18 protein-coding genes are annotated in these 18,730 nt (G+C 71.7%); 12 read left to right on the forward strand and 6 right to left on the reverse strand.

Annotated features, from left to right (window positions below):
- Positions 1–15 precede the first annotated feature (15 nt).
- From DI005_RS26375 to DI005_RS26385, 3 genes are all read right to left on the reverse strand, one after another.
- Positions 16–2,502, reverse strand: a complete 2,487-nt coding sequence (locus DI005_RS26375; protein ID WP_113643960.1) for a DUF3488 and transglutaminase-like domain-containing protein — start codon at positions 2,500–2,502, stop codon at positions 16–18.
- Positions 2,499–3,731 carry a DUF58 domain-containing protein gene (locus tag DI005_RS26380; protein WP_233520325.1) on the reverse strand — a complete coding sequence of 411 codons (1,233 nt, stop codon included), beginning with the start codon at positions 3,729–3,731 and terminating at the stop codon, positions 2,499–2,501. Before DI005_RS26380 ends, DI005_RS26375 begins: the two co-directional genes overlap by 4 nt.
- Before the next feature lie 120 nt (positions 3,732–3,851).
- Positions 3,852–4,922, reverse strand: coding sequence for a MoxR family ATPase (locus tag DI005_RS26385; protein WP_112267176.1), 1,071 nt, complete (start codon positions 4,920–4,922; stop codon positions 3,852–3,854).
- Between the two features lie 261 nt (positions 4,923–5,183).
- Between DI005_RS26385 and DI005_RS26390 the strand changes: the two genes are divergently transcribed.
- From DI005_RS26390 to DI005_RS26425, 8 genes are all read left to right on the forward strand, one after another.
- Positions 5,184–5,549, forward strand: coding sequence for a hypothetical protein (locus tag DI005_RS26390; RefSeq protein ID WP_112267174.1), 366 nt, complete (start codon positions 5,184–5,186; stop codon positions 5,547–5,549).
- A 4-nt stretch (positions 5,550–5,553) separates the two neighbouring features.
- Positions 5,554–6,120 carry a DUF3558 family protein gene (locus DI005_RS26395; RefSeq protein ID WP_112268260.1) on the forward strand — a complete coding sequence of 189 codons (567 nt, stop codon included), beginning with the start codon at positions 5,554–5,556 and terminating at the stop codon, positions 6,118–6,120.
- Complete coding sequence (locus tag DI005_RS26400) at positions 6,117–6,719, forward strand: PE-PGRS family protein (RefSeq protein ID WP_112267172.1); 603 nt, start codon at positions 6,117–6,119, stop codon at positions 6,717–6,719. The genes DI005_RS26395 and DI005_RS26400 overlap by 4 nt, the downstream gene beginning before the upstream one ends.
- A complete protein-coding gene (locus tag DI005_RS26405) occupies positions 6,716–7,456 on the forward strand; it encodes an ESX secretion-associated protein EspG (RefSeq protein WP_112267170.1) in 741 nt (246 codons plus the stop codon). Before DI005_RS26400 ends, DI005_RS26405 begins: the two co-directional genes overlap by 4 nt.
- Before the next feature lie 683 nt (positions 7,457–8,139).
- Positions 8,140–8,571 carry a division/cell wall cluster transcriptional repressor MraZ gene (gene mraZ, locus DI005_RS26410; RefSeq protein WP_113643962.1) on the forward strand — a complete coding sequence of 144 codons (432 nt, stop codon included), beginning with the start codon at positions 8,140–8,142 and terminating at the stop codon, positions 8,569–8,571.
- A 195-nt stretch (positions 8,572–8,766) separates the two neighbouring features.
- A complete protein-coding gene (rsmH, locus tag DI005_RS26415; protein WP_113643963.1) occupies positions 8,767–9,723 on the forward strand; it encodes a 16S rRNA (cytosine(1402)-N(4))-methyltransferase RsmH in 957 nt (318 codons plus the stop codon).
- Complete coding sequence (locus tag DI005_RS26420) at positions 9,723–10,451, forward strand: hypothetical protein (RefSeq protein ID WP_113643964.1); 729 nt, start codon at positions 9,723–9,725, stop codon at positions 10,449–10,451. The genes rsmH and DI005_RS26420 overlap by 1 nt, the downstream gene beginning before the upstream one ends.
- 35 nt (positions 10,452–10,486) lie before the next feature.
- Positions 10,487–12,409, forward strand: a complete 1,923-nt coding sequence (locus DI005_RS26425) for a penicillin-binding protein 2 (RefSeq protein WP_113643965.1) — start codon at positions 10,487–10,489, stop codon at positions 12,407–12,409.
- Between the two features lie 52 nt (positions 12,410–12,461).
- On the opposite strand, the gene DI005_RS26430 is transcribed toward DI005_RS26425, so the two are convergent.
- Both DI005_RS26430 and DI005_RS26435 read right to left on the reverse strand, forming a co-directional pair.
- Positions 12,462–13,277, reverse strand: a complete 816-nt coding sequence (locus DI005_RS26430) for an ABC transporter permease (protein WP_112267162.1) — start codon at positions 13,275–13,277, stop codon at positions 12,462–12,464.
- Entirely contained in the window at positions 13,274–14,257 is a 984-nt protein-coding gene (locus DI005_RS26435; RefSeq protein WP_113643966.1) for an ATP-binding cassette domain-containing protein, read from the reverse strand. Before DI005_RS26435 ends, DI005_RS26430 begins: the two co-directional genes overlap by 4 nt.
- 90 nt (positions 14,258–14,347) lie before the next feature.
- Between DI005_RS26435 and DI005_RS26440 the strand changes: the two genes are divergently transcribed.
- The gene (locus DI005_RS26440) at positions 14,348–15,076 is read left to right on the forward strand and encodes a TetR/AcrR family transcriptional regulator (protein WP_112267158.1); all 729 of its coding nucleotides are present in this window, start codon (positions 14,348–14,350) and stop codon (positions 15,074–15,076) included.
- A 69-nt stretch (positions 15,077–15,145) separates the two neighbouring features.
- On the opposite strand, the gene DI005_RS26445 is transcribed toward DI005_RS26440, so the two are convergent.
- Positions 15,146–16,942 (reverse strand): long-chain fatty acid--CoA ligase, encoded by a 1,797-nt coding sequence (locus tag DI005_RS26445; protein WP_113643967.1) that lies wholly within the window; start codon positions 16,940–16,942, stop codon positions 15,146–15,148.
- 108 nt (positions 16,943–17,050) lie between these two features.
- Between DI005_RS26445 and DI005_RS26450 the strand changes: the two genes are divergently transcribed.
- The 3 genes from DI005_RS26450 to DI005_RS26460 are packed head-to-tail and all read left to right on the forward strand — an operon-like array spanning position 17,051 to position 18,729.
- On the forward strand, positions 17,051–17,464 hold the full coding sequence (locus DI005_RS26450; RefSeq protein ID WP_199543228.1) for a polyketide cyclase / dehydrase and lipid transport: 414 nt from the start codon (positions 17,051–17,053) through the stop codon (positions 17,462–17,464).
- Between the two features lie 9 nt (positions 17,465–17,473).
- Positions 17,474–18,262, forward strand: a complete 789-nt coding sequence (locus DI005_RS26455; RefSeq protein WP_113643968.1) for a metallophosphoesterase — start codon at positions 17,474–17,476, stop codon at positions 18,260–18,262.
- A 26-nt stretch (positions 18,263–18,288) separates the two neighbouring features.
- Positions 18,289–18,729 carry an SRPBCC family protein gene (locus DI005_RS26460; protein ID WP_113643969.1) on the forward strand — a complete coding sequence of 147 codons (441 nt, stop codon included), beginning with the start codon at positions 18,289–18,291 and terminating at the stop codon, positions 18,727–18,729.
- The last annotated feature ends 1 nt before the right edge of the window (position 18,730 follow it).

Here is an 18,730-nt window from a genome sequence, read left to right on the forward strand (position 1 = left end):
ACAGTCAGCCGTGCGTCAGCGGGGGGTGCCGCGGCGGAAGAGCGAGCGGGGGAAGAGCCTGCCCCGCCACGACATCGGCGCCGTGCGGTGCAGGCCCTCGCGCAGGCTCTGGAACGCGCGCGCGAACTCCGGATCGTTCTCGCCGGCGGCCGGGCTGTACCAGGACCGCTCCACGACGCCCACCACCGTCCGCAGGTCGTTCTTGCCCCGCTCGTCGAGATGGTGTCGCTGCGCCACCTTCTGCGCCGCCAGGCGCACCGTGTCGCTCTTCGGGATCTCGATGCCCCGGTCGGCGCACTCGTCGAGCAGTTCGTCCCACGCCGCGTTCGCCGCGGTCGGTTCCCTGGCCTCGATCGTCTGCAGGCGCCGTCTGCGCCGGAGCTCCCGGAGCAGCGACGGCGTGAGCCCCAGACCCGCCAGCACGAGCAGGGTGAGCCCCGCCGCCCAGTGCCACTGCCACGCGAGCAGCAGCAGGGACAACAGCCAGAACGCGCCCGCGACGGGGGCGAGCCAGCCCGGCACCGGCTTGCCCGCCGGCGCGTGCCGTCCACCCGTCAGCCGCCTGCCGAGCACCAGCACCGCGGCCGTCAGCAGCATTGCCAGCACCGCCGACACGAGCGTGCCCCAGCCCGACCACGACGGCGCCGCGTAGAACGGCTTCTCGGTCTGGCCCTCGCCGCCCTGCGCCTGCGGCTCCGGCAGCTGGTTCTGCGGGGCCTGCTGGCTCGACTGGGCGGTCGGCACGTCGTCCTGCGCCGACGGGGTCGGTTCGCTCTGGGTGTCCTCGGGCGCCAGGTACGGCGGGACGTAGCCGCGGCCGTCCGACAGCGGTGTCGGGTCGAAGCTGACCCAGCCACGGTCGCCGAAGTAGACCTCCACCCACGCGTGCGCGTCCTGTGAGGTGATCGTGCGTCCGTTGTCCGTCGGGTAGCCGGTGGTGAACCCGATCGCCACGCGCGACGGGATCCCGATCGCCCGCAGCATCACGGCCATCGACGACGCGTACTGCTCGCAGAAGCCGCGCTTGCCGTTGAGCACGAAGTCGGCGAGCGCGTCGGGATCGCTCACCGGCGCCGTCTGCGTGTCGTAGACGAAGCCGTTCTCGGCGCTGAAGTAGCGCCAGATCGCCTCGGCCTTGTCGAAGTTGTTGGTGGCGTTGGCGGTGAGCTGCTGAGCGAGCTCGGTGACGCGCGGGTCGACCTCGTCCGCGGTGGTGTAGACCGGTGGCAGCTCCTCGGTCTGCGGATCGGTGACCCGCAGCTCCGCCTTGGACGGCTCCTCGAGCGACGCGATCTCGACGTACGGCGCCGGCCGTTGCCTGCGCTCGCGGAAGATCGTGCCGCTCGTGCGGTCGTAGTACCAGCCCTCGGAGATGTTGCGCAGCCCGCGTGGCGCGCCGTAGGTCGGCAGCCACAGGTCGAACCAGTTCACCGGCTCGATCCGGATCTCCCGGCTCTCGCCGGTGCCGTCGTCGCCGGGGGCCGCGGGCAGCGGGCCGTTCGCGGGCACACCCGGCGGCATCGGGCCGTCGGGCAAGCCCCAGCCCTGACCGGGCCGGTACGTGTCGAGCGTGAACGCCCGCAGCAGCCGCCGGTCGTCGCCGAGGCCCCGCACGCGGAACAGCTCGACGTTGGAACCCTGGTCGAGCATCCCGCGCAGCGACGTGAACGGGTTGACGCCCAGCCCGCCTGGCACGTTCTGGCCGCCGGAGGACGAGCCCGGAAGGCTGCCCTGAGTGCCGATGGCGGTGACGGTGGAGCCGGCCACGAGCCCCACGACGAGCGACGCGGCCACAACGGCGACCGGCGCGGAGGCGGAACCGGGGGAGGCGCCGAGCCCCGGTGTGGTGCGGTTGCGCCAGGTGCGGTGCCGGTGGCTGCCGTCGGCGGCGAGCAGCGCGGCGAAGGCGGCGGCGCCGAACGCGAACGTCCACCACGGCAGCAGGTCGCCGGCCAGCGCCGAGGGCACCGCGTAGACGCAGAGCAGGATCAGCCCGGTCGCGGCCGGTGCCGAGGCCGACACCGCCAGCGTGTCGACCAGGATCGCCACGAGCCCGATCGCGATCGTGACCAGGCAGAGGATCGGTGTGGTCGCCTCCACGGGCGGCAGCCCGGTGCGGATCTGTTCGAACGCCGCGACCAGCACGTCGTTCAGCTCGACGAGTGCCGTGGGCCCCGGGATGATCGCCAGCAGCCCGGTGCGGGTGAACACGCCGGTGACGAGGAACAGCAGCACCAGCAGCTGCGCGATGCCGACGAGCGGCGCAGGGGCGCGCAGGGTCCGCAGCGCCAGTCCGGTGCACGCGACGAGCAGCGTCACGACGATGAGGTAGCCCAGCCACGAAAGGCCCTGGATCACGCCCGTGAGCGAGGTCGCCGCGCTGACCGTGGCCAGCCCCGCCAGCGCGGGGGTGAGCACCGTGTGCGCCGACAGAGACTGCTGCGGCTCCGACGGCGGTGTGGGCGGCGGAGCGTGCGGCCGGGGCGGGGCGGTCGCCGTCATGCGGGGCCGCCGATCAGGGACGCGCCGGGGGAGACGGTCCGGCACAGCTCCGACCACACCTGCGGCATGGACGTGCGGGGCGTCGCGATCACCACGCCCCAGCCCGCGGCCCGCAGCAGCGCGGCCGACTCGTCCGTGGCCGCGGCCCGGTGCTCGGGAGCGCTCACGCCGCTCGTCCACGCGGGAGTGTCGAGCAGCACGGCGAGGCTGCGGGTGCCGCGCGGCCGGTACTTCGTGAGCTCGTGCACCGAGTCGTTGCTGATGGTGCCCAGCACGGCGATGAGCTCCTGCCCTTGTGCCGGGTCGAAGCCCGTGGTCAGGTCGCGCTCGTGCGCGGGCTGCAGTGCCGCGAGCGCGTCGAGCACGACGTTGTCGTGGTTCGGCCCGCCGCCGCCAGGGGTGTCGGCGAGCATGCGGCCGTGCTCGCTCACCAGCCGGACGCGGTGCCCGGCGCGGCCGAGGTGCAGGCACGCGCTCGCCGCGAACTCCACCGCCCACTCCAGGCTCGCGGCCGGCCCGGTGCCGTGGTGGGCCGCCGCCCTGTGGTCGAGCAGCACCGTCGTGCCGCCGCGCCACGGCCGCTCCTCGACCCGCACCATCATCTCGTCGCGCCGGGCGGTCGAACGCCAGTGGACCTTGCGCAGGTCGTCACCCTGCCGGTACTGCCGCACGATCACGTCGGTCTCGCCCTGGCCGGCGTGGAGCCGGATGCTGCCGTCGTCGCCGGAGCCGATCCCCGCGCCGATCGGGAGCCCCCACAGCCGCACCACCCTGGGCACGACGATGAGCCGCGAGTGCGAGATCAGCTCGCGCTCGAACTCGCAGAGCCCGAACGGGTCGGTGATCGTCGCCCGCAACGGGCCGATCTGCTGGACTCCGCGCAGCGCGGGCTGCACCGGGTAACGCAGCGCCACGGACCGGTGCTGGGGCAGGCGCTCCACCACGAACCGGGGCCGCGCCCCGAGCGCGTACGGGATGCCGTCCTCGAGTAGCACGTCGCCAGCGGGCAGGTGCCCGCTGCGCCAGATGTCGAGCTGCACCTCGCCGTGCCCGCCGACGGGAACGCGCTCGGGCAGCAGCGTGCGCGACGCGCCGATCCGCACCTTCGACGCGGAGGCCAGCAGCGCCACGAACAGGGGAAGCGCGATCACGAACACGGCGACCCGCAGCAGGTCGCGCTCGTTGAGCACGGCCGAGCACACGGCGGCCGCGACCCCGGCGGCCAGCAGACACCGGCCCCTCGTGGTGAGGCCGGAGAGCGTGCGCCAGGGGGCCTGTCGCTTCGGCGTGCGCGACCGCTGAGGATCGTCGGGAGATGACCTGGTCACGGTGTTCGTCCGGGTTCTGGGCTAGCGGTGGCCCAGCCCGTTGCCGCCGTGCGGGACGGGCACCCGGTGCAGGACGCCCCGGATCACGTCGGTCGCGGAGCGGCGTGCGGCGTGGGCCTCCGTGGTGAGTACGAGCCGGTGGGCGAGCACCGGGATGGCGACCGCGTGCAGGTCGTCCGGCACCACGTACTCGCGGCCGGACAGCGCGGCCTGCGCGCGGGCGGCGCGGACGAGCTGCAATGTCGCGCGCGGCGACGCGCCGAGCCGCAGCTCCGGCACCTGGCGCGTGGCGGCGGCCAGCTCGACGGCGTACTGCCGCACCTCGGGCGCGATGTGCATCTTCCGCACCGTCTCGATGAGGCGGTGCACGGTCGCGCCGTCGGACACCGGCTCAAGCTGGTCGAGCGGGTTCTGGCCGGCGTGCTCGTCGACCATCGCGAGCTCGGCCTTGGGGTCGGGGTAACCGATCGAGACGCGGGCGGTGAACCGGTCGCGCTGCGCCTCGGGCAGGGCGTAGGTGCCCTCCATCTCGATCGGGTTCTGGGTGGCGATCACCATGAACGGCTCATCGAGGTGGTAGGTGGTGGTGTCCACCGTGACCTGCCGCTCCTCCATGCACTCCAGCAGGGCCGACTGCGTCTTCGGCGAGGCGCGGTTGATCTCGTCGCCCACCACGATGTTGGCGAACACCGGGCCGGGCCGGAACTCGAAGTCGGCGGCCTGCCGGTTGTAGATCGAGACGCCGGTGATGTCGCTGGGCAGCAGGTCCGGCGTGAACTGGACGCGGCTCACCGTGCAGTCGATCGAGCGGGCCAGCGCCTTAGCGAGCGAGGTCTTTCCGACGCCCGGCACGTCCTCGACCAGCAGGTGCCCCTCCGCGAGCAGCGTCACCAACGCGATGCGGACGACCTCGGGCTTGCCGACGAGCACCCGCTCGACGTTGGCCGCGATGCGCCGGACGGTCTCGTGCAGCTCATCGAGCCCGGCCGGCCCCTGCCCGTTGACATGCAAGCCGTCTGGGTACCGCACGTGTTCGGTGGTCTGCTCGCCGTTCAGCTCGGCGGTGGCGGCAGACTGCGCTCTCGACGTCACACGACCTCCTGTGCCAATACCCTCGCGCGCGCCACGAACGTGTGGTCATCATTCGTGGGACTGGGCGTTGTTCTCGCCCTCGACAAGCCTCCCACGAAGTGTGTCAAACGCGGGCGAACTCCATGATTCAACCCTGCGGTCACGCATGGTCACCAGCGCCGTTGGCCCGATCAGGTGAGCAGGGCCGACGCGTCCCGATGACCCTCGGTTCTGACCTATGCTCCGAACCGGAACCAGGCGACTACGGAGAGGCGCAACGCGATGACCGACCTGGACATGGCGGCCCCGAGGGTGTCGCCGGTGCCGGCGGAGGCGTTCGCCGTGTCACCGGAACTGGCGGGCGACGCCTTCAAGCGGCTCAGCGAGCTGCAGGACGTCGTGGGACAGCTGGTGCGGCAGGCCAAGGTGCTCGGCCGGTCGGTTCCGCTCGGCGCGGGGTACGCCGGTGAGGTCGGCGACTTCATGGCCGAGTACGGCCTCGGCGGGGAGGACTCCGCCGCCGACTCGCTGACCCGCTTCGGCAGGGAACTGGAGGACCTCAAGGCGCAGATCACCGTGGCGCTCGAGCGTTACCAGACCGAGGACGAGGCCGCGGCCGACGGCGTGGACTGCGTGGGTGGCGGCTGACCGAATGCGTGTCCCCGGCTCCCTTCTTTCCCTTGTCCCCCTTGTACTCCTCGCGGCCGCGTGCGGCAGGGTCGCTGGCGAACCCGCGCAGACCGACGGCGTTTCAACGCTGGCGCCGACGTCCACGCCGTCGTCCACGCCGTCCATGTCGCCCACGCAGCCCGCCGCGCTCGACCCCTGCGGCCTGCTGTCCCCGGCGGAGCGCTCCACCGCGGGACTGACGACGACGGGCGAGCAGAAGTCCCTCGGCGGCGCACGGGCCTGCGACTACACCGAACCGGGCTCCTACGGCGTGACGATCACCATCGACGAGACCTCCGGCCTCGCCGCACTGCGGACCGGGCAGGAGGGCACGGCCGAGCAGGTGCGCATCGGCGCCCACGACGCGCTGCGCGTGGCCGACCACGAGGCCGACGACGGCACGTGTGCCGTGCTGCTGGGCACCGGCGAGTCGGCCAGCGTGCACGTGGACGTCACCAACACCAACTTCACCGGCACCGCCGAGGCGTGCACGCGGGCGGACACGGTGGCCGGGCTGATCGAGCCGAAACTGCCGGGAGGGCTGTCATGAGCGGGCGCGCGATACCGGGCACCGGCCGCCGCTACGAGTGGTACAGCCACGAGGCGCTCAAGGCCGAGGTCGAGTCGGGCAACGAACCCGCCGAGGCCGGCGAGATCGGCCGTGAGTGGGCCGAGCTGGCCGGCGCGCTGCGGGATGCGGGTGACGCGCTCGCAGGCATGTCCGCGGGCAGCGAGGAGGCGTGGAGCGGCCCCGGCGGGGACGCTCTGCGCGCGGTGCTGGGCAAGGCGGCGGGCTGGTCCCAGGAGGCCGCGGCCGTGTCGGCGTCGCTGGGGGAGGCCGTGGGCAGCCAGGCCGAGGCCGCCGCGCGGGCGCGGGCGGAGATGCCGGAGCCGGTGTCGTACGACCCCGCGGGCATGATCCGCGACGCCGTCGCCACCGGCGACCTCGCCGCGCTCGCCGGGCTTTCCGACACGCTGTCGGCCCGCCGGGAGGAGGCCGAGGCCGCGCGACAGAAGGCGATCGACGTCCTCTACGCGCGCGACGCCGCGCTGCGGGCGGCCGTGCCGTCCTCGTCGTTCACCGCGCCGCCCCCGTTGACGGGAGGCGGGGGACACCGGGGTCAGCAGGGAAAGCCGGTCCCGATGTGATTCGCGTATCCGCCTCGGCGTTCGACATCCTCTGGTCCGATCTCGGCCACGGTGCCCCGCCGGCGCCGCTGCTCGTGCCGAGCGTCGGGCGCACCGACACCGAGCGCCGCGACATCCGCCGTGCCGTGCACGAGAACCTCGCCGAGCGCGGGCTCCTCCCCGGCGGCGAGCCCGACGGACAGCTGCTCGACCGGCTCGAACTGCTGGCGGGCGCGTCGGTGTACGTCGAGTGCGAGGCGCTGCTTGACCTCGCGGAGCCGGAGCCGGTGCGGGCCGTGGCCGCCGCGCGCGGCAGGCGGGGTGTGCTCGCCGTGCAGCCGCGGCAGACCATCGGCCTGGCGGCCATCGGCGAGGGCGAGCTGTTCTCCGCCGCCGTCGGGGTGCTGCCCGAACTGGAACCGGGACCGGGCTACGGCGTGAGCCTGCCCGCGTCCGTGCTGGGTCCGGCGGCGCAGGACCCGGTGTACGGGAAGGCCGCGGGCTCGGCTGCCTACGAGAAGCAGCTGCGCGAGGTGCTCGCGATCCAGGCGCGGCCCGTGCTGGGCGCGGGCCAGTTCTCGGTGCGGGTGCGCGAAGGGCACCGGCTGCGCAGGCTCGGCGGTGTGAGCTGGTTCGTCACCGATGTCGGCGCCTACCTCGGGACGGTCGCGCCGGGCCGGGGCGACGAGGACTGGATGAGCGTGGCACCCGCCGACCGCGAGCGCCTCGCCGCGCGGCTCGCGGACCTGGTGGCGTAGTCGTCGGTCGCCTCAGGACCCGAATCCGGCGGGCCCTACGCGAGTGCCCGCTCCAGGCCGGTCGGCAGCTGCTCGGCCAGGGCCCCAGCTGGTCCAGCCCGGCCCGGCCCAGCGTGTCGACCGTCAGCAGCGTCGCCGGACGTCGTCGTCCCGGCGGGTGGCGTGCCTCGCCCGGCGCGCAGGCGGTCATGGCCAGTGCCGCGGCGCAGAGGGCTGCCGATGAGCTGGGCAGCAGTCCTGCCCCGTGGCCCCTCGGGGCGGATGGGCACTCCGTAACGTGGCGGGATGCTACGGACGGTGAACCTGGCCGTGGCCATTCTCCGGCGCGGTGTCTGCGGACTCTGCCCGATGCGAGGACGTCACCCACCTCCCTCCACCACTGCTCCCCACCGCCCCCACTTTCCGCCACGGGCGGGCTCTCGAGGGCATTGACGGGGTCGCGGCACACGTGTTCCCTCACCCGCGGCGGCGATCTCCCCCCACCGCACCCCACTCGGGCCCCACCGCAGTGACCTGCGTAAACGCCGCGTGAAAGTCCACGATCGAGCTGTTTCGGCGTTGACTGTGGTGAAAAGTGGGGTACGGTGGTGGCCAGTGGGGCGGAAGGGAAGCCTCGTGGCCGATCTCGGCGGAATCCGCGGGCACGTGGGTTCGGCGCTGGTCGGTAGGGGAGGTGGTGGCCGATGTTCCTCGGCACCCACACCCCGAAGCTGGACGACAAGGGGCGGCTCACGCTGCCCGCGAAGTTCCGTGACGCGCTGGCGGGTGGGCTGATGATCACCAAGGGACAGGATCATTGCCTGTACGTCTTCCCGCGCGCGGAGTTCGAGCAGATGGCCCGCAAGGTGGCCGAGGCGCCTTTCACGAACGAGTCGGTGCGTGCCTACCAGCGGTATCTGTTCGCGGGCACCGACGAGCAACGCCCTGACGGGCAGGGGCGCATCGCGATCGCGTCCGAGCTCCGGCGCTATGCCGGGCTCAACAAGGTATGCGTGGTGATCGGCGCGATCACCAGGCTGGAGATCTGGGACGCCCAAGCGTGGCAGGGCTACCTGGAGGAGCACGAGGACAGCTACGCCAAGGCGCAGGAGGAGATCCTGCCCGGCGTGTTCTAGCGGCGGCAGGCCGGACACCCGCGTGGTCTCCAGGTGCGGGTATCCCCGGCCGTGCCGGCGGAACGAGGGAGTTCCGGCGCGGATGCCGTCAGGCTGCGGCCCTGATGCACCTTCCCCGGTATCAGGTCCGCAACCTGACGGCATCCGCACCGGACGAGGACAACGGGGCGGGTGAGGCGAAAGGGGGCGGGGCCCGTGAACGACGGCACCGCGCACCTCCCCGTCCTGCTCGACCGCGTCCTCGAGCTGTTCGAGCCCGCGCTCTCCGACCGCGAGGCCGTGCTCGTCGACACGACGCTCGGGCTCGGTGGGCACGCCGACGCGCTGCTGACGGCCCATCCGGCGCTGCGCCTGATCGGGCTGGACCGCGATCCCAACGCACTCGAGCGCTCTCGCGAGCGGCTCGCCCGGCACGGCGACCGCGTGAAGTTCGTCCACGCCGTCTACGACCGGCTGCCGGAGGTCCTCGAGGAGCACGGGCTGTCGCATGTGGACGGTGTACTGATGGACCTGGGGGTGTCCTCGATGCAGCTCGACCTCGCCGAACGGGGGTTCGCGTACGCGCGCGACGCGCCGCTCGACATGCGCATGGACCCGACGTCCGGGCGCACCGCCGCCGACGTGCTCAACACCTACCCGCTCGCCGACCTCACGCGGATCCTGCGCGACTACGGCGAGGAGCGCTTCGCCCACCGCATCGCCAAGGCCGTGATCGCGGAGCGGGAGAAGGAGCCGTTCGAGCGCAGCGAACGGCTCGTCCGGCTGCTCTACGACACCGTGCCCGCGCCGAGCAGGCGCACGGGAGGGCATCCCGCCAAGCGCACGTTCCAGGCGCTGCGCATCGAGGTCAACGGCGAGCTGGACACGCTGAGGGCCGCCGTGCCCTCGGCGATCGACGCGCTCGCGCCCGGCGGGCGGATCGTCGTCGAGTCCTATCACTCGCTGGAGGACCGCATCGTGAAGCGCGCGTTCGCGGAGAAGGCGTCCTCGCGCACGCCGGAGGGTCTCCCGGTGGAGCTGCCTGGCCACGGCCCCGAGCTGCGCCTGCTGACTCGCGGTGCCGAGAAGGCCGACGAGCGGGAGATCGAACACAACGCGCGAGCGGCCTCGGTGCGGCTGCGCGCCGCCGAACGGATTGGAGCGGATGCCTGATGACCGCGCCGGCACGCACACGTACACGCACACGCACCCAGTCCGCGTCCCGTACCCGGCAGCGCATGCGCGCCACCACGACGGCGGTCCCCGAGGCTCCCGAGGTCGGCGGCGCGCCGAGGCGGCGCAGTTCGGCGGCTGAGCGCGCCTACGCGCGGCGCGCCCAGCGAGCACGGGAGTTGCGGCGTGAGGCCGCCCCCGAGGATGGCGGGCCGCGCCCGCGGCTGCGCCTGCGCTGGCCGCGTTCGCGCGCGTCCTTCGTGCTGCTGCTGATGGCGCTGATGGCCGCGGGTGTGGCGACCACGCTGGGACTGTCCACACAGGCCATCGCCGACTCCTACCGGCTCGAGGAGCTGCGGCAGGGCAACGCCAACCTCGCCGAGTACTCGGAGCAGCTACAGCGTGAGGTGGCGAGCGCGGAGTCGCCGTCCTCGCTCGCCGAGCGTGCCAAGGCGCTCGGCATGGTGCCCGGCGGCAACCCGGCGCGCATCGTCGTGAACGAGGACGGCTCGATCCGCGTCGTCGGCGAGCCCACCAAGGCCACCGCGCCCGCGCCGCCCCCCGCCCCGGAACCCGAGCCGGAACCCGACCCGGCCTCCGCCGGTCCGCGGCCGGGCCAGCAAGGGCAGCAGGGGCAGCAGGGGCAGAGCCCGGACGAGGGCCGGGACCAGCAGGCAGGGCAGGACCAGGGCACCGGCGGGCAGGCGGAGAACGCCGCGGCCGGCTAGCCGCAGGAGGAGCAGGCGACGACCGGAGGGGATTGATGCCAGGTCAGGCACGATCGCGAGGAGGAGCCCGTAGGGGCGGCACGCGCCGCACCTACTCGGCCAGGGCGCGCAGAGGGGGCGCGCCCGTTATCGACGGCGGTAACCGAGGGCGCTTCGTCGTCGGCCGGATCTTCCTGGTCGTCCTGCTCGTGGCGGCGGGCCTCAAGCTCGTGCAGGTGCAGGGTTTCCAGGCCGAGGCACTGTCGGCGAAGGCGGAGCGGCAGCGCACGACCACCATCGACATCCCGGCCCAGCGTGGGTCCATTGTGGACCGCAATGGGCAGGAGCTGGCGTTCAGCGTGGAGACGCGCATGCTGTGGGCGAACCTGCGGCTGATGCGCAAGACGTGGGACGAGTTCGCGCGCGAGAACCCCGAGTCGGGCGAGAACTACCGCACGCGGGTCGCCGAGATCGCGAAGTTCATCGCCGCCAAGCTGCCGGACAAGACCACCGAGTCCGAGCTGCTGGCCGACTTCCACAAGGACGCCAGCTTCACCTATCTCGTCGACGGCGTCGAGCCGTCGATCGCCGACGAGATCAAGGCGAAGTACCCGGAGATCGGCTACGAGAAGCGGGCGAAGCGGGAGTACCCCGGAGGAGAGCTGGCCTCGAACCTCGTCGGTTACGCGAACTGGCGCACCGACGACCCGGACGTGTCCAAGCACAACATCCACGGACTATCCGGCCTGGAGAACATGCGCGACAGCGACCTGGCCGGCACGCCGGGGCGGCAGATCGTCGACACCGCGCAGGGCAACGACAACGTCGTGATCCCCGGCACCGAACGGGATCTGCAGCCGGCCACCCCGGGCTCGGACCTGGAGCTGACGATCGACTCCGACCTGCAGTACGACCTGCAGAACAAGCTCGCGGAGTACGTCCGGGCCTCCGACGCGCAGGGCGGCAGCGCGATCGTCATGGACGCCAAAACCGGCGAGGTCTACGCGCTCGCCAACGACAAGACGCTGGATCCGAACGCGGGTTCGCTCGACCCGGAGCTGATGAACAACACCGCGGTCACCACCCCGTTCGAACCGGGCTCGGTGAACAAGATCGTCACCGCGGCGGCGGCCATCGAACACGGCATCGTGGAGCCGGACTCGGTCTTGCAGGTCCCGGGCTCGATCGAGGTCGCCGACCATGTCGTACACGACGCGTGGGACCACGGGACCCAGCCGTTCACGGCCACCGGCATCTTCGCGAAGTCGTCCAACGTCGGCACGCTCATGCTCGCCGAGGAACTCGGGCCGGACCGGTACCTGGACATGCTGCGGAAGTTCGGGCTCGGCCAGCGCACCGGCATCGGCCTGCCCGGCGAGAGCCCCGGTTACGTGCCGCCGCGCAGCCAGTGGTCGGGCACGACGTTCGGCAACCTGCCGATCGGACAGGGCCTGTCGATGACCGTCGTGCAGATGGCGAGCATGTATCAGGCGATCGCGAACGGCGGCGTGCGCGTGGAGCCGAGGATCGTGAGCGCGAAGATCACGCCGGACGGCACGCGGGTGCCCGAGCCGAAGCCGAAGTCGTCGCGGGTGGTGAGCACCGAGACCGCCAACACGGTCAAGGACATGCTCCGGGCGGTGACGCAGGACGGCGACACCTACCACCGGGGCACCGCTCCGCAGGCGGCGCTGGAGGGCTACCAGATCTCCGGTAAGACCGGCACGGGCCAGCAGGTGGACCCCGAGACGGGCGCCTACAGCAACCACCTCTACAACATCACCTTCGCCGGCATGCTGCCCGCCGACGACCCCCGGTTCGTGGTGGGCATCCGGCTCGACGCGCCCGACACGACGTTGCCGGAGGGCTCCTCGGCGGCGCCGTTGTTCCACGAGATCGCCTCGTACCTGGCGCAGCGCTACCAGTTGCCGCTGTCGGACGAGCAGGCTCCGGTCGTGCCCCTGATCCAGTCCGGCTGAACGAAGGGAACGGCCCGGCATCCCCGAGGAATGCCGGGCCGTTCCCGAATCCCTACAGTCCCGCGGTGCGGAAGCGGCGGATCGACAGCGGGACGAACACCGCCAGCAGCAGCACGCACCAGCCGACGGTGGCGAGCACCGGGTTGGCGATGGGCCACGCGACGTCGCCGACGGGCAGCCCGGGATTGCCGAACAGCTGACGGCAGGCCGCCGTCGCCGCGCTCACGGGGTTCCAGTCGGCGATCGCCTGCAGGATGGCCGGCATGCCATCGGTGGGCACGAAGATGTTGGAGATCATCGTGACCGGCATGATCAGCGGGCCGATCCTCGCCGCGGTCTCCTCGTTCTTCGCCAGCGAGCCGAGGAACACGCCGAGCCACGACACGGCGTACTGCAGCAGCAGGAGCAGCCCGAACCCGGCGAGCGTCGCGCCGATGCCGTTGTGTGCCCGCCAGCCGAACAGCAGGCCGCACGCCGCCATGATGACGAGGCTGCCCGCCGCGATCACCAGATCGGCCGCTGTCTGTCCGAACGGGACGGCGGAGCGGGCCATCGGCATGGAGCGGTAGCGGTCCATGACGCCCAGCCCGTTGTCCTTGGCGATCACCGTCAGGGCGCCCATCACGCCGAACACGGTGCTCATCACGAACAGGCCGGGCATGAGGTACTCGCGGTAGTTCCCGCCGCCGGGAATGGGGATGGCGCTGCCGAAGACGTAGCCGAACAGCACCACCGAGACGAGCGGGAAGGCGAACGTCGCGGCGATCTGACCTGGCTGGTGCTTGAGCTTGAGCAGGTTACGGCTCATGACGGCGAGGCCGTCGGAGAGCCCGGTGCGCAACGGGGACGCGGTCGCGGGCGCGGTCATCGGGCCGTCTCCTCGGGGGTCGTGGTGGTGGGTTTGCCGGTGAGGGTCAGGAACACCTCGTCGAGCGTCGGCTTGCGGATGCCGACGTCCACCGCCTTCACCCCGGCCTGGTCGAGCTGCCGCACGATGTCGGGCAGCGCCAGTGAGTCGGCGCCCACCGGCACGCTCAGCAGCCCGCGGTCGGCGTCGATGTCGGGCTCGGCGCCGGTGCCGGCGAGCACGGCGAGCGCCCGCGCGGCTTCGGCGATCTCGGCGGCATCGCCCACGGTCACGTCGATCCGGCCCCCGATCCGCGCCTTGAGCTCGTCGGGAGTGCCCGACGCGATCACCTTGCCGGTGTCGATCACGGCGATGTTGTGGGCCAGCTGGTCGGCCTCGTCGAGGTACTGCGTGGTGAGCAGCACCGTGGTGCCCTGTCCGACGAGGTCGCGGACGGTGTCCCAGATCTCGTTGCGGCTGCGCGGGTCCAGGCCCGTCGTCGGCTCGTCGAGGAACAGGACGGTGGGAGAGACGATCAGGCTCGAGATGAGGTCGAGCCTGCGGCGCATCCCGCCCGAGTAGGTCTTGACCAGCCGGTCGGCCGCGTGGGCGAGGTCGAAGCGCTCGAGCAGCTCGTCGGCCCGCTCCCTGGCTCGCTTGGTGCCGAGGTGGAAGAGCCTGCCGAAGATGCGCAGGTTCTCCCGTCCCGTGAGCTGCTCGTCGAGCGCCGCGTGCTGCCCGGCCAGTCCGATCTCACGGCGGACGGCGCCGGCCTCGCGCACCACGTCGTGGCCGGCCACGGTGGCCCGGCCCTCGTCGGGCCTGGTGAGCGTGGCGAAGACGCGCACCGACGTGCTCTTGCCGGCCCCGTTCGGGCCGAGCAGCCCGTAGACCTGCCCGGCGGGCACGGTCAGATCGAGCCCGTCGAGTGCCTGCGTCTGCCCGAATCTCTTGCGTAGTCCCTCGGCGACGACGACGGCGTCACCCGTGTGTTTCCCCATGAAGACCCCTGAAGTGAGTACGATGTACGCAGTACAAAGGTAGCCAACCGAGTACGACGTACGCAACTGAGTTTCGCCGAAGGAGAACGGGTGGCAGGCACGGGCGAGGCACGGCTGTCGGCTTTGGTCCGCGTGTGGGGCGACCAGCAGCGGCGCACGCGTGGACCCGCACCCGCCTACAGCCGGGACCAGATCGCCGACGCGGCCATCGAGATCGCCGACGAGGAGGGGCTGGCCGCGGTCACGATGCGCAAGGTCGCCGCGCGCCTCGGCACCGGGGCGATGAGCCTGTACCGGTACGTCGCGAACAAGGAGGCGCTCGTCGAGCTGATGGCCGACCGGATATTCGGCAGGGAGGAGTGGCCCGAGCCCAGCGGCGACTGGAAGCGAGACCTCGGCGACATCGCGCGTGGGCAGCGGCGGGCGCTGCTCGCGCACCCGTGGTTGCCCCGCGTGTGGTCGGGCAGGCCCGCGATGGGACCGAACATGCTGCGCGGCTTCGAGCGCTCGATGTCCATCCTGGACGGTCTCGGCCTCGGCATCGACGACATGTTCGAGACCATCGCACTGGTCAACACCTGGGTCGACGGCTACGTGCAGAGCGAACTGGCGACCCGCGAGTTCTTCGGCGACGCCGACGACGAGGAGGTGCACCGGGCGATGGCGCCCTACGTCGAGTCGGTCATCGAGAGCGGCGAGTACCCGTACTTCGCCCGCCTGATCGCCGAGGCCAAGGCGCCCCACCAGGACGCGGAGAGCCGTTTCGAACGCGCCCTCGACCGGATCCTCGCCGGCATCGAGGCCACCCTCCCGGAGTGACCCCAACCGCAGTGAAGGCCACCATCACTGCGTTCAACGCAGTGATGGTGGCCTTCACTGCAGTAGGGCTTACTTGGCGTAGAGGGAGTCGATCGCGGCGGCGTAGTTCTTGCTCACCACGTTGCGCTTGAGCTTCAGGCTCGGCGTGATCTCCCCGCCCGCCTCGGTGAAGTCGTTGGGCAGGATCGTGAACTTCTTGATCGACTCCGCGTGCGACACGAGCTTGTTCGCCTCGTCCACCGCCGCCTGCACGGCCGCCTTCAGGTCCGGGTCGTCGGCGAGGTCGGACACCGAAGCGCCCTCGGGCTTGCCGTGCTGCGACTTCCAGGCCGGGAAGAACTCCTCGTCGATCGTCACCAGCACGCCGATGAACGGGCGCTGGTCACCGACCACCATGGCCTGGCTGATCAGCGGGTTGGCCTTGAGCGTGTCCTCGAGCGCCGACGGCGCGACGTTCTTGCCGCCCGCCGTGACGATGATCTCCTTCTTGCGCCCGGTGATCTTGAGGAAGCCCTCGTCGTCGAGCTCGCCCAGGTCGCCGGTGTGGAACCAGCCGTCCTCGAGCGACTCGGCGGTGGCCTGCTCGTTGTTCCAGTAGGAGCCGAACACGATGTCGCCCTTGAGCAGCACCTCGCCGTCGTCGGCGATCCGCACCGAGGTGCCCGCGACCGGCCTGCCGACCGTGCCGACCTTGAACGCGTCCTCGGTGTTGACGTTGGCGGCCGCGCTGGTCTCGGTGAGGCCGTAGCCCTCGAACACCGGCACGCCGATGCCGCGGAAGAAGTGCGCGAGCCGGGTGCCGAGCGGGGCGCCGCCGGAGACGGCGGCGACGCACCGGCCGCCCAGCGCCGCCCGCAGCTTGGTGTAGACCAGCTTGTCGAACACCGCGTGCTTGATCTTCAGCCCCAGGCCGGCACCGCCCGCGTCCCTCGCCTCGCTGTAGGCGACGGCGGTGGCCTCGGCGGCGTCGAAGATCTTGCCCTTGCCCTCGGAGTGGGCCTTGAGCTTCGCGCCGTTGTAGACCTTCTCGAACACACGCGGCACGGCCACCACGAACGTCGGCCGGAACGTGCCGAGGTCGGCGACAAGGTCCTTGATGTCGGCGGTGTGCCCGAGCGTGGCCCGGGAGGTGAAGGCCGTCAGGGCGATGGCGCGCGCCAGGATGTGGGCCAGCGGCAGGAACAGCAGCAGCGAGTTGCCCGCGCCCATCAGCTGCGGGAACGCGGCGATGTCGGCGCGGACCTCGGCCAGCAGGTTGCGGTGGGTCAGCGTGACGCCCTTGGGCCTGCCCGTGGTGCCCGACGTGTACACGATGGTGGCGACGTCGTCGACGCGAACGGAGCGGCGGCGGGTGTGCACGTCGTCGTCGGACACGTCGGCGCCGAGCGAGCTCAGCTCGCCGACCGCGGGCTTGTCGCCCTCGATCTGCCAGGCGTGGTCGAGCTCCGGCAGCCTGCCGCGCACCTCGCCCAGCGTCTTGCCGTGCTCGGCCGTCTCGACGAACACCGCCTTGGCGCCCGAGTCGGAGAGGATCCAGTGGACCTGTTCCGCGGAGGAGGTCTCGTAGATGGGGACCGTGACCCCACCGGCGGCCCAGATCGCGAAGTCGATCAGGGTCCACTCGTAGCGGGTCTTCGACATCAGCCCCACGCGGTCGCCCTGCTTGAGCCCGGCCTTGATCAGGCCCTTGGCGACGGCCAGCGCCTCGGCCGCGAACTCGCGCGCGGTGACGTCGCGCCACGAGCCGTCGACCTGGCGCCGAAAACTCACGGTTTCGCCGAACCGCTCCGCGTTGGCCCACACGACGTCCGAGGCGTTCTCGTCGTCGGCGACGGTCCGGCTGGCGGGGGCGCTGTACTCGCGCACGTGAACCTCCGTGTCCCACTGTGTTACTCGCCGGTCAACTTAGCCCCAATATGTCCGTTTGACCATGGGCGGGTCCCGGTGATCGGGTGAGCATGTCATTCTGCACCCGTGTTGGCATCCGATACCGCGCCCGCGCTGGACATCGTTGACGAAACGTTCCTCGCGGTGCCCCCGAGCACGGTCGCCGCGGCGTTCGCCGACCCCCGCTCGTGGTCGAGATACTGGCCCGACCTGGTGCTCGAAGTTTACACCGACCGCGGCGACGCCGGCCTCCGCTGGACGGTGCGCGGTGCGCTCGTCGGCACCATGGAGGTGTGGCTGGAGCCCGTGCTGGACGGCACGCTGCTGCACTATTTCCTCAGGGCGACCCCCGCGAGTCCCGCCCGGTTGCGCCCCCGGGAGCTGCGCCGGGAGTTCGACCGCAGGGCACGGGCCGCGAAGGCGATCGCGCTGGAACTCAAGCAGCTGCTCGAGGACGGTCGCGAGCCGGGCGTGCCGCCCCGCGCTCCCGCCGCTCGGTAGGCTGTCGACGTGCGGGTTCATGTCGTTTCCGACGTGCACGGCAACGCGGAGGCACTCGCCCGCGCCGGTGACGGCGCCGACGCTCTCGTCGTGCTCGGCGATCTGATCGACTTCGTCGACTACCACGACCACGGCAAGGGAATCCTCGGCGCGCTCTTCGGCGCCGACAACGTGCGCACGTTCGCCAGGCTTCGGCGCGAGGGCACCCGCGACGAGACGGTCGCGTTCTCCCGGTCGCTGTGGGCGAGCCTCGACGATCCCGCGAGCGCCGTGGACGAGGCGATCCGCGAGCAGTACGCCGAGCTGTTCGGCGCCATGACCGCTCCCACCTACGCGGTGCCCGGCAACGTCGACGCGCCAGCGCTGTGGCCGGAGTTCGCCGGGCCGGGGATCCATCTCACCGACGGTGAGGTCGTGGAGATCGGCGGGCTGCGCTTCGGCTTCATCGGCGGGGCGCTGCTGCCCGACGGCGTCGTGCCCCGCCGCAACGGGATCTGGCGGCCCTACCTGCGCACGCCCGAGGAGTTCGACAAGGCCGCCGCCGAGCTGCGCGGCATCGACGTACTGTGCAGCCACATCCCGCCCGCGCTGCCGGAGCTCACCTACGACGTCGTCGCCCGCCGCGCGGAACTCGGCTCCGGCGCGCTGCTCGGCCTGATCACGGCGGAGCAGCCGAGATGGTCGCTGTTCGGGCACGTCCACCAGCCGCTCGCCGCCCGGTCCCGCGCCGGGCGCACCGAATGCCGCAACGTCGGCCATTTCAAGCACACGGCGCGCCCGTACGTGCTGCGCTGGTAGCCCGGCGTACCGCTACGCTGACGCCCATGGCCGAGCAGTCCACGCAGTCCATCGAGGTCGACGCCGCGCCAGCGGAGATCATGGCGGTCATCGCCGACCTTCCCGCGTACCCGGAGTGGGCCAAGGCCGTCCGCGAGACCGAGGTCCTCGCCACCGATGACGAAGGCCGCGCCAAGCAGGTCAGGTTCACGCTCGACTCCGGCCCGGTGAAGGACGTCTACACGCTCGAGTACGACTGGGCGGCCGACGGCCTCTCGGTGAGCTGGCACCTCGTGAAGGGGCAGATGCAGAAGGCCCAGAACGGGCGTTACCTGCTGGAGCCCCACGGTGAGCGCACCAAGGTCACCTACACGCTCTCCGTCGAGCTGGTGCTGCCCATGATCGGCCTGCTGCGCCGCAAGGCCGAGAAAATGATCATGGACACGGCGCTCAAGGAGCTGAAGCGCCGCGCCGAGGGCAAGGGGTAGC

Origin of the sequence: Prauserella sp. PE36 (assembly GCF_003311655.1) — a bacterium.
In the GTDB taxonomy this organism is placed as follows: Bacteria; Actinomycetota; Actinomycetes; order Mycobacteriales; family Pseudonocardiaceae; genus Prauserella_A; species Prauserella_A endophytica.